The organism is Stenotrophomonas sp. 2YAF26 (genome assembly GCF_052114625.1).
Lineage (GTDB): Bacteria > Pseudomonadota > Gammaproteobacteria > Xanthomonadales > Xanthomonadaceae > Stenotrophomonas > Stenotrophomonas indicatrix.
In genome coordinates this window covers 1-12,024 of sequence record NZ_JBFRFC010000026.1, presented here as the reverse complement: position 1 = coordinate 12,024, position 12,024 = coordinate 1, and the positions used below count along the sequence as shown (strand labels likewise).

Below are 12,024 nucleotides of genomic sequence, written 5' to 3'. Positions count from 1 at the left end.
GTCATCACAGTGTATTGTGCGGGGCCGGCTGGGCGTTCTTCGAATGCCCGGCGGGGGCTGAAGCGGGGGCGGTTGGGGAACCGTCGCCGCTCAAGGCCGCGGCCTGATCGAAGCCGCGGTGGGCGTTGAAGGTGCCGGCGGGTGGTTTCGCTGCGCTGGTGGTTGTGTCGGGTAACACGTTGTCCGGTGTGGCCCGCTGCCAAGGATGGGGCATGGGTGTCCTTGGCTCCATTTCTGGATTCCTTTCATGCTCCGAGCTGTGTGGGTGTCGCTGTACCGGCGTCTGTGTCCGATTGCCGCCTTCTTCCTGTTTGGCCTGGTAGCCCTGTCGTTGTCGCGACTGGGGTTGGCGCTGTGGCATGCCGCGCGCGTCAGTGCCGCTGAGGGCTGGGCCACGGTGTTCCTGCAGGGGCTGCGGGTGGATGTGTCGACCCTGTGCCTGCTGTACGGCATCCCGGCGGTGCTGGCGCTGCTGTTGCCGCTGGAAGGACGCGTGGGCCGCGCGTGGCGCCATCTGCTGAGGTGGTGGCTGATCCTGGCCAGCGTGCTGCTGGTGTTCATGGAGCTGGCCACACCAAGCTTCATGGCCGAGTACGGCCTGCGCCCCAATCGCCTGTTCCTCGAATATCTGATCTATCCCGAAGAAGTCGGGATGACGCTGCTGCGCGGCCATCTGCTGGCCGTGGTGATTGAAGTCACCGCGGTGATCGTGCTGTTCTGGGCGCTGCTGCGTGGGTCGCGGCGCTGGGTCGGGAGCAGCCCAACGGTCGCAGTCGAAGCCGGATGGCTGTGGCGGCTGCCGTTGGCGTTCCTGGTGCTGCTGCTGGCGGCGCTGGGCGTGCGTTCAAGCCTGGGTCATCGTCCCTTGAACCCGGCACTGGTGGCGTTCTCCACCGACCCGACCATCAACGCCTTGCCGTTGAACTCGCTGTACACCGTCGGCTATGCCGCGCGGCAGCTGGCGACCCGCAGCGAAACCTCGCGCGTCTATGGCGACCTGCCGCTGGCCGAGGTGGTCAGCGAGCTGCGCGCCAGCAGCGGCCTGCCGGCATCGGCGTATGTCTCCGACGCGTTGCCGAGCCTGGCGCTGCGTCCGCCGCAGTACCTGGGCAAGCCGCGCAATCTGGTGATCGTGCTGGAAGAAAGCCTGGGCGCGCAGTTCATCGGCAGTCTCGGCGGGCGGCCGTTGTCGCCCAACTACGACCGGCTGAGCAGACAGGGCTGGGCGTTCGAGCGTCTGTATGCGACCGGCACGCGTTCGGTACGCGGCATCGAGGCGGTACTGACCGGGTTCCCGCCGACGCCGGCCGAATCGGTGGTCAAGCTGCCCGCCAGCCGCCAGCGCTTTTTCACCCTGGCCGATGTGCTGGGGCGGCATGGCTACGACACCGGCTTCTATTACGGCGGCGAAAGCCACTTCGACAACATGCGCGAGTTCTTCCTCGCCAACGGCTTCAACCGCATCGTGGACCGCAAGGATTACCGCAAGCCGGCCTTCGTCGGCTCCTGGGGCGCGTCGGACGAGGATCTGTTCGCTCGCGCCGACCAGCAGTTCCGGCAGCTGAAAGCGCAGGGCACGCCGTTCTTCGGCCTGGTGTTCACCTCCAGCAACCACGATCCCTTCGAGTTCCCCGACGGCCGAATCGACCTGTACGAGCAACCGAAGCAGACCCGCGACAACGCCGCCAAGTACGCGGACTACGCGCTGGGCGAGTTCTTCCGCAAGGCGATGGCCTCACCGTACTGGGAGGACACCGTGTTCCTGGTGGTGGCCGACCATGATTCGCGGGTGTTCGGCAAGAACATGGTGCCGATCGGCAACTTCCATATTCCCGGGTTGATCCTCGGCGGTGGCATCGAAGCGCGCCGCGATACCCGCATCGTCAGTCAGATCGATCTGCCGCCGACCCTGCTGTCGCTGCTGGGCATTGCCGATCCGACCCCGACGGTGGGACAGGACCTGACCGACCTGCAGCGGCTGCAGCCGGGACGCGCGCTGATGCAGTACGACCGCAATCTGGCGTGGATGGAGGGCAACGATGTGGCCATCCTGCAGCCGGACAAGCCCGCGCAGGGCTTCCGCTACGACCCGGCCAGCGACCAGTTGCAGCCGCAGCCGCTGCGGCCGGAACTGGCACGGCGCGCACATGCCTACGCGATGTGGGGCACGCTGGCCTATGAAAAAGAGCTGTACCGCTTGCCGGAGAAGGCCAAGCCCTGAGCCGGAAGGGCGGGGCGGCGATGCGGTGCCGGCCATTGGCCGGCAGTGTCGACCAAGGTCGACACCTACCAGCGGCATTCCCGCCAGAAGCATTCCCGATAGCGCCTCGGGTGGACAGCCCCCTTGTTGTTCAAGGGGGCGCGCCGAAGGCGCGGGGATAAGGAGAAATGCGCGGGCAGTTCGTTTACGCGTTCAACGCGTAACCAAACTGCTGCTTGAACTGCTCGTTGAACTCATCGAAGGTGAAGCGCTGGTTCTGGGTGCCCGGGTGCTCGACCTTCAGCGCGCCCATCAGGTTGCCCATGCGGCCGATGGTCAGCCAGTCGAAGCCCTTCTGGATGCCGTAGATCAGGCCGGCGCGGAAGGCGTCGCCACAGCCGGTCGGGTCGACCACGCGGCGCTCGTGCGCCGGCGGGATGTCGTAGGTCTTTTCCGGGGTGTGGATCACCGCGCCCTTCGGGCCGCGGGTGGTGATGTAGGCCTTGACCCGGCTGACGATCTCTTTTTCGTTCCAGCCGGTGCGTTCCTGCAGCAGGTTCGACTCATAGTCGTTGACCACCACGTAATCGGCCTGCTCGATGAACTCGCGCAGTTCCGGGCCGTTGAACAGCGGCATCGCCTGGCCCGGGTCGAAGATGAATGGCACGCCGTCTTCATGGAATTCCAGCGCGTTCTGGATCATGCCTTCGCGGCCGTCCGGGCCGACCAGGCCCAGGCTTACGCCCGGCACGTCGCGCACGTGGTTCTCGTAGGAACGCATCATCGCGCCCGGGTGGAAGGCGGTGATCTGGTTGTTGTCGTGGTCGGTGGTGATGAACGCCTGCGGGGTGAACAGCTCATCGATCACGCGCACGCGGGTGAGGTCGATGCCCAGGGCATCGAAGTGCTCGCGGTACGGGCCGAAGTCCGAACCCACCGTGCCCATCGGGATCGGATCGCCACCCAGCAGGTGCAGGTTGTAGGCGATGTTGCCGGCGCAGCCGCCGAACTCGCGGCGCATGCGCGGCACCAGGAACGACACGTTCAGGATGTGCACCTTGTCCGGCAGGATGTGATTCTTGAACTGGTCCGGGAACACCATGATGGTGTCGAAGGCAAGAGAACCACAGATCAGAGCGGACATCGATGTAAGCCTATGCGGTGAATTTTGGGGTGGGCCGGCCCACTTCGGCAGGCAAGCAAACGGCGCCCTTGGGCGCCCGACGGCGCAAAGGTTACCCGCTGGTGCCGCTCAGGGCCAGAACCGGGTGATGCCCGATCAGGCCGAAAGCCTGTGAAGGCGCGGGTTCAGCTAGTTTTCTCCTTGCTCGGCGGCAGGCAGGTTGCTAGGCTTGTCGACCTCGATTTCTGCCCATTTTTTCGCCATCCCGCGTTGGGCGCGACACCCCTCAGGATCAACTCCCAGATGTTCAAGAAACTGCGCGGCATGTTCTCCAATGACCTGTCCATCGACCTGGGCACGGCCAACACCCTCATCTATGTGCGTGGGCAGGGAATCGTGCTGAACGAGCCGTCCGTGGTCGCGGTGCGCCAGGATCGCGCCATTGGTGGTACCCGGTCGGTGGCAGCCGTTGGCGCCGAGGCCAAGCAGATGCTCGGCCGTACCCCGGGCCACATCACCACCATCCGCCCGATGAAGGACGGCGTCATCGCCGACTTCACCTACACCGAGGCGATGCTCAAGCACTTCATCAAGAAGGTGCACAAGTCGCGCTTCCTGCGCCCGAGCCCGCGCGTGCTGGTCTGCGTGCCGGCCGGCTCGACCCAGGTCGAGCGCCGCGCCATCAAGGAATCGGCCGAGGAGGCCGGTGCCCGTGACGTGTTCCTGATCGAAGAGCCGATGGCGGCCGCGATCGGTGCCGGCATGCCGGTCACCGAGGCCCGTGGCTCGATGGTCATCGATATCGGCGGCGGCACCACTGAAGTGGCGGTGATCTCGCTCAACGGCATCGTCTATTCCGCCTCGGTGCGCATCGGCGGCGACCGCTTCGACGAATCGATCACCAACTACGTGCGCCGCAACCACGGCATGCTGATCGGTGAAGCCACCGCCGAGCGCATCAAGGTCGAGCTGGGCTGTGCCTACCCGCAGGCGGAGGCGATCGAGATGGAAATCTCCGGCCGCAACCTCGCCGAGGGCGTGCCGAAGATGATCAAGATCAGCTCCAACGAAGTGCTTGAAGCGCTGCACGAGCCGCTGTCGGGCATTGTCAGTGCGGTCAAGCTGGCACTGGAACAGACCCCGCCGGAACTGTGCGCCGACGTCGCCGAGCGCGGCATCGTGCTGACCGGTGGTGGCGCCCTGCTGCGCGACATGGACCGCCTGATTTCCGAGGAGACCGGTCTGCACGTGCAGGTGGCTGACGACCCGCTGACCTGCGTGGCCCGCGGTGGCGGTCGTGCGCTGGAACTGGTCGACATGCACGGCAACGAGTTCTTTGCGCCGGAATAAGCCGTCCCGGCTGCCTGCGCCCGCAGCGCCCCTCCGGGGTGCGGCCCGCCACATCGGCAGGTCGGCACCGGCGGGGCGCCCGCGTGTTTCCCTTCCGCCTTCTGCCAGTTGAATCGCTGCCGTGCCGCCCTACGCCGGACCTCCCGTCGCTTCCCGATCCGGTGATGCCGCCAGCCCGCTGCGGCTGCTGGCCTATCTCGCACTGGCAATCACCCTGATCGTCCTCGACGACCAGGCTGGCTGGCTGGCGCGTCTGCGCGAGCAGGCCAACAGCTTGGTGCAGCCGGTGTGGGCCCTGGCCGGCCTGCCCGGCAAGCTCAGCGGGCAGGTGCGGGATACCGCCGCCAGCCACGGCCAGCTGGTGACCGAGAACCGCGAGCTGCGCAACCAGCTGCTGCTGGCCAACGCCCGCCTGACCCGTCTGCAGACGGCCGCGCTGGACAACGCCCAGCTGCGCGAACTGCTGAACGTGGCCGAGCGCAGTGGCCTGGACGTACAGCTGGCGCCGATCCTGGACATCGACCTGGACCCGGTCAAACAGCGCCTGGTACTGGACGCCGGCAGCCGCGAAGGCGTGCACGTCGGCCAGGCGGTGATCGATTCCGGCGGCCTGATGGGCCAGGTGATCAGCGTGACCACGGGCAGCTCCACGGTGCTGTTGCTGACCGATCCCGACCACGCGGTGCCGGTGACCGTGGCCCGCAATGGCGTGCGCCTGATCGTCTACGGCCGCGGCGACAAGCTGGAACTGCGCGACATCCCGCTCAGTGCCGGCGTGGAAGTGGGCGATGAGATCGTCACCTCCGGTCTCGGTGGCCGCTTCCCGGCCGGATTCCCGGTGGGCACCATCACCGGGCTGCGCCCGGACGATACCCATGCCTTCCTGGTGGGCGAACTGAAACCGGCCGCGCAGCTCGATCGTGGCCGCGACGTGCTGCTGCTGCGCCCTGGCGCTGCGATCCGCATTCCGCCGAACCTGCGCCTGCAGATGGAACAGGCCGCTCCCGGTGGCCCGGCCGATGCCACAGCGCTGCCGACCGGCACCGCGCCTGCAGCAACGCAGGCTACCCCGGTAGTGCCGGCCRCTGGCCGGCAGCCGTCCTCGTCTGCGACGAACCCGGCTGCCCGCGCATCCTCCCTTACCCCCGCGCCTTCGGCGCGCCCCCCTCAACAAGAGGGGGGCTCTYCCCCAGCCAGCTCCCCGGTAGTGCCGGCCGCTGGCCGGCAACCGCAGCAAACTCAACCGCAGCCGACCCAACCGCAGCCGGAGGCGCAGCGATGAGCCGCCTTCGCGACAACCGCTGGGTGCTTCCCGCCAGCGTTGTGGTGGCCCTGTTGCTGGGCCTGCTGCCGTTGCCGGCGCTGCTGCAGCCGCTGCGTCCATATTGGCTGGCACTGGTTCTGGCCTACTGGGTGATCGAAGCGCCGGAGCGCGTCGGCCTCGGCATCGCCTTCGCCAGCGGCGTCGTCGCCGACCTGCTGTACGGCGGGGTGCTGGGCGAACAGGCGCTGCGCTTGGTGATGCTGGCCTTCATCCTGCAGCGCTTCCGCGCGCGCATCCGCTTCTTCCCGATGTCGCAGCAGATGCTGGCCATCGGCGGCCTGCTGTTCAACGATCGCATCGTCAGCGCGCTGGTCCATATCCTGGTGGGCGAGCCGACCCTGCCGTGGTCGTACTGGTGGGCACCCCTGCTCGGCATGGGCCTGTGGCCGCTGGTGTTCGTGCTGCTGGACGCAGTGCGCTTCGGCAAGCGCGGGCGCTGAGCCATGTTGCCGCGTCGCCAGGTCAAGAATCCGCACGCCGAAGCCGAACAGTTCCGGCGTCGCGCGGCGCTGGGCTTCTTCGGGGTGCTGGTCTGCCTGCTGGGCCTGGGCGGCTGGTACTTCAAGCTGCAGGTGCTGGACCACGACATCTACGCCACCCGATCCGAAGCAAACCGCATCAAGCCGCGGCCGGTGGTGCCCGGGCGGGGCATGATCTATGACCGCAATGGTCGGTTGCTGGCCGAGAACGTGCCGGCGTTCCGCCTGGATGTGACCCCGGACAAGGTCAAGGACATGGATGCCACCCTGGAAGGGCTGGCGAAGATCATCCAGATCAGCCCGGAAGAACTGGAAGCGTTCAACAAGTCGCGCAAGGCGCGCCGCAAGTTCCTGCCGGTCACGCTGAAGCTGCGCATGAGCGATGAGGAAATGGCGCGCTTCGCGGTGGACCGCTGGCGCTTTCCCGGCGTCGAGCTGGAACCGTACCTGACCCGTCGCTATCCCTATGGCGACCTGTTCGCGCACATCATCGGCTACGTTGGCCGGGTCGACGACAAGGATCTGGAGATCCTCGGCGAGGGCAACGCCGCATTGACCCACATCGGCAAGTCCGGCCTGGAGCGCTATTACGAGCAGGAACTGCGCGGCAAGGTCGGCTACGAGCAGGTCGAGACCAACGTGCAGGGCCGCGCGATCCGCACCATCGGCCGTGTCGCTGCGCAATCCGGCGCCGACCTGCGGCTGTCGATCGACGCCGACCTGCAGCGGGCGATGGTGGCTGCCTTCGGTGATCAGGAAGGTTCGGCCGTGGCGATGGACCCGCGTACCGGTGAAGTGCTGGCGATGGTCAGCCTGCCGTCCTACGACCCGAACCTGTTCGTCAACGGCATCTCGCATGCCGATTTCAAGGCGCTGAACGACAACCCGTCGCGCCCGCAGTTCAATCGCCTGGTACTCGGCGGCGTTGCCCCCGGTTCGACCCTGAAGCCGCTGATCGGCCTGGCCGGCCTCGATTCGGGCGTTCGCCGTCCCGAGGACAAAGTGCTGTCGACCGGCATGTTCTACCTGCCCGGCACCTCGCGTGGCTGGGGCGACTCTCACCGTGGCGGTCACGGCTGGACCGATCTGCGCAAGTCCATCGCGCAGTCGGTCAATACGTATTACTACCGGCTGGCATTGGACCTGGGCATCGAGCGGTTCGACCATTACATGGAGTACTACGGCTTCGGCCAGCCGACCGGCATCGATCTGACCGGTGAGATCTCCGGCATCCTGCCGTCGCCAGCCTACAAGCGGAAGAGCCGCAAGGAAGCCTGGTATCCCGGCGATACGGTGAACATCAGCATCGGCCAAGGCGACTGGAAGGTCACCCCGCTGCAGCTGGCCCGTGGTGTCAGCGGCCTGGCCAATGGCCAGCTGCGCACGCCGCATCTGGTGATGCAGCAGCGTGCTGGTTTCGACAGCGACTGGGTGGCGACGGAGCCCGGCCAGAGCAAGCCGGTCAGTCCCAACCCGAACAACCTGCAGGCTGTGCGCGAAGGCATGATGGCGACCATGCTTCCCGGCGGCAGCGCAGCACGCATGGCAGCCGGTGCGCCGTACACGATGGCGGGCAAGACCGGCACGGCGCAGGTCGTCAGCCGCAAGGGCACGGCCGCGGTCAATCCCAGAAGCCTGCCGATGCACCTGCGCCACCGTGCGCTGTTCGTCGGCTTCGCGCCGGCCGAGCAGCCGGTGATTGCGCTGGCCATCGCCGTGGAAGGCGGCGGTTACGGCGGTGCGGCGGCTGCACCGATCGCGCGCAAGATTTTCGATGCTTGGTTGTTGGGCAAGATGCCTGAAGGCATGCAGCCGCTGGACAGCGAGCGTGGTACCACTGCGATCGGCGCCACTGCCTTCGACAACGAAGACGTGGGCGCACGCCAGGCCGGCGATATCGCTGCCGCACAGTTGGTCGAGCATCCGGTGCTGATCGGTGTTCCTGCGCCGGAGCCTCTGCCGGTACCTGCGCCAGGTGCGCCTTCTGCGGCAACCGTGCCGGCCGGCACGCGCCCGACCCCCGTAGCGGAGGCTGCGCGATGAAGGAGTTCCTGCGTTGGGCCGGCGAAATGCTGCAGCGGTTCTTCAGCAGCCTGGACTGGGTGCTGTGCCTGGCGCTGGGGGCGCTGATGGTGATCGGCCTGGCGACGTTGAAGAGTGCTGGTGGCGATGGCCTGGTGATGGCGCAGGGCGTGCGCTTTGCCGTGGGCCTGGCTGCGATGTGGGGCATTTCTCGGGCGCCGATCCTGCGCATCCGCTCGGCCACGCCACTGATCTACGCGATCTCGATGATTCCGCTGCTGGCGGTGTTCGCGCTGGGCACGGGCAAGTACGGCCGGCAGTGGCTGGACCTTAAGTTCTTCTACCTGCAGCCGGCCGAACTGCTGAAGGTCAGCCTGCCGATGATGGTGGCCTGGTACCTGCACAAGATGCCGCTGCCGCCGCGCTTCAACACGGTGCTGGTGGCGATGGTGATCATCGGCGTGCCGACCGGGCTGGTGATGCTGCAGCCGGACTTCGGTACCGGCGTGCTGATCGCCGCCAGTGGCGTGTTCGTGCTGCTGCTGGCCGGCCTGCCGTGGTGGTGGGTGGGGCTGGGCGTGGGCGGTGTGGCAGCGGTGGCGCCCGTCGCCTGGTTCTGGTTGCTGCGGCCGTACCAGAAGGACCGCATCATGATGTTCCTCGACCCGGAAATGGACGCGCTGGGCGCAGGCTGGAACATCATCCAGTCGAAGATCGCCATTGGTTCCGGTGGTTTCGATGGCAAGGGCTGGGGCGAAGGCTCGCAGTCGCACCTGAATTTCATTCCCGAACAGACCACGGACTTCGCCTTCTCGGTGCTGAGCGAGGAGTTCGGCTGGATCGGCGTGGCGCTGGTGCTGACGCTGTACCTGGTGGTGATCGGGCGCTGCCTGTGGATTGCCAGCCAGTCGCGCGATTCGTACTCGCGCCTGCTGGCCGGTGCCACGGGTCTGGCGTTCTTCGTCTATGTGCTGGTGAACGGCGGGATGATTTCCGGCCTGCTGCCGGTGGTGGGTGTGCCGATGCCGTTGATCAGTTACGGCGGTACGTCGGCGGTGTCGCTGCTGGCCGGGTTCGGGTTGGTGATGGCGGTGCGTCGTCACAATCCGGTGCATGGCGGTTACGGGTAGTTTCCAGCCATCGGCGCAGCCCCTCGTGGGTGGGCACTTAAAGCAACAGCCGTGGTTGGCGGGGCGGGGTGGATTCGCGGGGGACGCCGTGAACCCATCCCTGGGGGCTTGGCCGCGGCATCCATGCCGCGGACACCTCCGCGAACCCACCCCGCCCGGCCTCTGACAGTTTCCTGCGGTGGCCACCCACGCAAAGAGAATAAAGCAGAGCAGAAGCGGGTCGCTTCGCTCTTTGTAGTGCCGAGCCATGCTCGGCTCAGGGCCGGCATGCGCTGTACGAGAGGCAGGCGAGGGCACAGCGACGTGCGCATTACGCGGCCTGCAACTGCACATCCACGTATTCCGACAGCCCTCGGCAGGCCAGCAGCAGTCCTTCGCGGGCGTCGTCGGGCAGGTGCTGCGTGTCGTCGCCGTCCACGCGCACGCGTTCGCTGGCGTGCAGCAGTTCCAGCAGGAAGGTCAGCCCGGCATTGGCGCGGTCGATGCGCGCCATCGCCATGCACTGCGCCTGCGTTCGCCCTTTGCTCGGCCACGGCTGGCCATCTGCCGCTTCCACCTGGCGGATGCGCTGCAGGCAGTCCAGCAGGGTAGGGCCGCCGGGCGCGTTGGCGGCCTGCGTTGCAGTGAGCGTGGTTTCCAGCGCGCGGGCGATGTCATGCGGCAGCTCGTGAGCAGCCTCGCCCAGCGTGGCGAACAGGTACGAGTAGGTGGAAGCGGACATGGCGGCATCCTTGTGCGGTAGGCAAGGGCCACCCCGCGTGCATGCGAGGGTGGCGGACGATGCGTGGCTCCAATACCGGTGACCAAGTGTGAAAGCGCCGGCGGGCACGAGGCCCTCCACGCACCGCCCGCCAAAGACGCACGGACGGATTGCCAGCCGACGCCGCTCAACAAGGAGAAAGCGACGCCGGCTGGCAAGCGTAAACAACACTTGGGTCAACGGGATTGGAGTCCCGTGCCACCCGTTGTCGATGGCACTACATGATGTGCATGGGAGCCCCCGCTGCTCCAATCAGAATTGTTTGAAACCCGGAGAATGCAGATGCCAAAGGCACTCATCACGCGAGGTGTCGATAGCGACAAACAGCGCTGACAGCTTCACGAAAGCGCCGGTTGCTACCGTGCCACGGGTGAAATGGAAACGAATGTTTGGCGGCTGCCTCGAGGCGGTGCGCACGATCGATCTGCCGTTACTGGTCGCGTTGTTTATCCTGATGGGCGCGGGCCTGGCGGTGCTGCACAGCGTGAACGGCCCGGTGGCGGGGCAGGCGATGCGCTTTGCGATGGGTCTGGTAGCGATGTGGCTGTTGTCGCGGGTCTCGCTGCTGCGCCTGCGCGCGTGGACGCCTGCCATCTATGCGCTGTCGATGCTGCCATTGATGGCGGTGTATGTAATCGGCACCGGTAAATACGGGCAACGCTGGCTCAATCTGGGCGTGTTCTATCTGCAGCCCTCGGAACTGCTCAAGCTCAGCCTGCCGTTGATGATGGCCTGGTATCTGCACCGTCAGCCGCTGCCGCCATCGCCGCGCACGGTGCTGACCGCCGCAGTACTGATCGGGGTGCCAGCGCTGCTGATCCTGATGCAGCCCAACCTCGGTACCGCCACGCTGGTGACGGCCAGTGGCGTGTTTGCGTTGCTGCTGGCTGGACTGCAGTGGCGCTGGGTGGTGGCCGGGTTGAGTGCGGTATCGGTGGCTGCGCCACTGGCGTGGTTCGGGCTGCTGCGGCAATACCAGAAGAATCGCGTGCTGACCTTCCTGGATCCGGCTGCCGATCCGTTGGGCACCGGCTGGAACATCCTGCAGTCGCGCATCGCCATCGGCTCGGGTGGCATGCAGGGGCGCGGCTGGGGCCATGGCACGCAGGCCACGTTGGATTTCCTGCCCGAGTACACCACCGATTTCGCGTTCTCGGTATTGGCCGAGGAATTCGGCTGGATCGGCGTGGTGACGGTGTTCGCGCTGTATCTGTTCGTGGTCGGGCGTTGCCTGTCGATCGCGGTGCAGGCGCGCGACACGCACGCGCGGTTGCTGGCCGGCAGCCTCGGCTTGGCGTTCTTCGTATACGTGCTGGTCAACGGTGGAATGATTTCCGGCTTGCTGCCGGTGGTGGGCATTCCGATGCCGTTGATCAGTTATGGCGGCACCTCGGCGGTGTCGTTGCTGGCGGGGATCGGGCTGGTGATGGCGGTGCGCGGTCATCGGCCGGTACACGCGTAGGTTTCCAGCCAACGGCGCAGCCCCTCGTGGGTGGGGGCGGGTGGGTCGTGGAAAGCTGGATTGCTGAGGGCTGGCCGGGCGGGTGGATAGTGCGGGGACGCCGTGAACCCATCCCTGGGGGCTTGGCCGCGGCATCCATGCCGCGGACACCCCGCACTACCCACCCGCACCCGC

9 protein-coding genes are annotated in these 12,024 nt (G+C 66.6%); 7 read left to right on the top strand and 2 right to left on the bottom strand.

Annotation, left to right across the window (positions count from 1 at the left end):
- The first annotated feature begins 247 nt into the window (after window positions 1-247).
- Window positions 248-2,221 (top strand): LTA synthase family protein, encoded by a 1,974-nt coding sequence (locus AB4Y98_RS19700; protein WP_442244994.1) that lies wholly within the window; start codon window positions 248-250, stop codon window positions 2,219-2,221.
- A gap of 184 nt (window positions 2,222-2,405) precedes the next feature.
- Here the strand turns inward: AB4Y98_RS19700 and AB4Y98_RS19695 are convergent, their stop codons facing one another.
- Window positions 2,406-3,344: a carbohydrate kinase family protein gene (locus AB4Y98_RS19695; protein ID WP_442244993.1), complete on the bottom strand. Its 939-nt coding sequence runs from the start codon at window positions 3,342-3,344 to the stop codon at window positions 2,406-2,408.
- A 282-nt stretch (window positions 3,345-3,626) separates the two neighbouring features.
- On the opposite strand from AB4Y98_RS19695, the gene AB4Y98_RS19690 reads away from it, so the two are divergent.
- From AB4Y98_RS19690 to rodA (AB4Y98_RS19670), 5 genes are all read left to right on the top strand, one after another.
- Window positions 3,627-4,673 (top strand): rod shape-determining protein, encoded by a 1,047-nt coding sequence (locus AB4Y98_RS19690; protein WP_025877255.1) that lies wholly within the window; start codon window positions 3,627-3,629, stop codon window positions 4,671-4,673.
- A 121-nt stretch (window positions 4,674-4,794) separates the two neighbouring features.
- A complete protein-coding gene (mreC, locus tag AB4Y98_RS19685; RefSeq protein WP_442244992.1) occupies window positions 4,795-5,955 on the top strand; it encodes a rod shape-determining protein MreC in 1,161 nt (386 codons plus the stop codon).
- The gene (mreD, locus tag AB4Y98_RS19680) at window positions 5,952-6,437 is read left to right on the top strand and encodes a rod shape-determining protein MreD (RefSeq protein ID WP_089236951.1); all 486 of its coding nucleotides are present in this window, start codon (window positions 5,952-5,954) and stop codon (window positions 6,435-6,437) included. The genes mreC and mreD overlap by 4 nt, the downstream gene beginning before the upstream one ends.
- 3 nt (window positions 6,438-6,440) lie before the next feature.
- Window positions 6,441-8,519: a penicillin-binding protein 2 gene (mrdA, locus tag AB4Y98_RS19675; protein WP_312109883.1), complete on the top strand. Its 2,079-nt coding sequence runs from the start codon at window positions 6,441-6,443 to the stop codon at window positions 8,517-8,519.
- Window positions 8,516-9,628, top strand: coding sequence for a rod shape-determining protein RodA (gene rodA, locus AB4Y98_RS19670; RefSeq protein WP_312109885.1), 1,113 nt, complete (start codon window positions 8,516-8,518; stop codon window positions 9,626-9,628). Before mrdA ends, rodA (AB4Y98_RS19670) begins: the two co-directional genes overlap by 4 nt.
- A gap of 310 nt (window positions 9,629-9,938) precedes the next feature.
- On the opposite strand, the gene AB4Y98_RS19665 is transcribed toward rodA (AB4Y98_RS19670), so the two are convergent.
- Window positions 9,939-10,349 carry a hypothetical protein gene (locus AB4Y98_RS19665; protein ID WP_442244991.1) on the bottom strand — a complete coding sequence of 137 codons (411 nt, stop codon included), beginning with the start codon at window positions 10,347-10,349 and terminating at the stop codon, window positions 9,939-9,941.
- Window positions 10,350-10,773: 424 nt separating this feature from the next.
- Here AB4Y98_RS19665 and rodA (AB4Y98_RS19660) point away from each other — a divergent pair, with 424 nt between their 5' ends.
- The gene (gene rodA / locus AB4Y98_RS19660; protein WP_312787094.1) at window positions 10,774-11,850 is read left to right on the top strand and encodes a rod shape-determining protein RodA; all 1,077 of its coding nucleotides are present in this window, start codon (window positions 10,774-10,776) and stop codon (window positions 11,848-11,850) included.
- The last annotated feature ends 174 nt before the right edge of the window (window positions 11,851-12,024 follow it).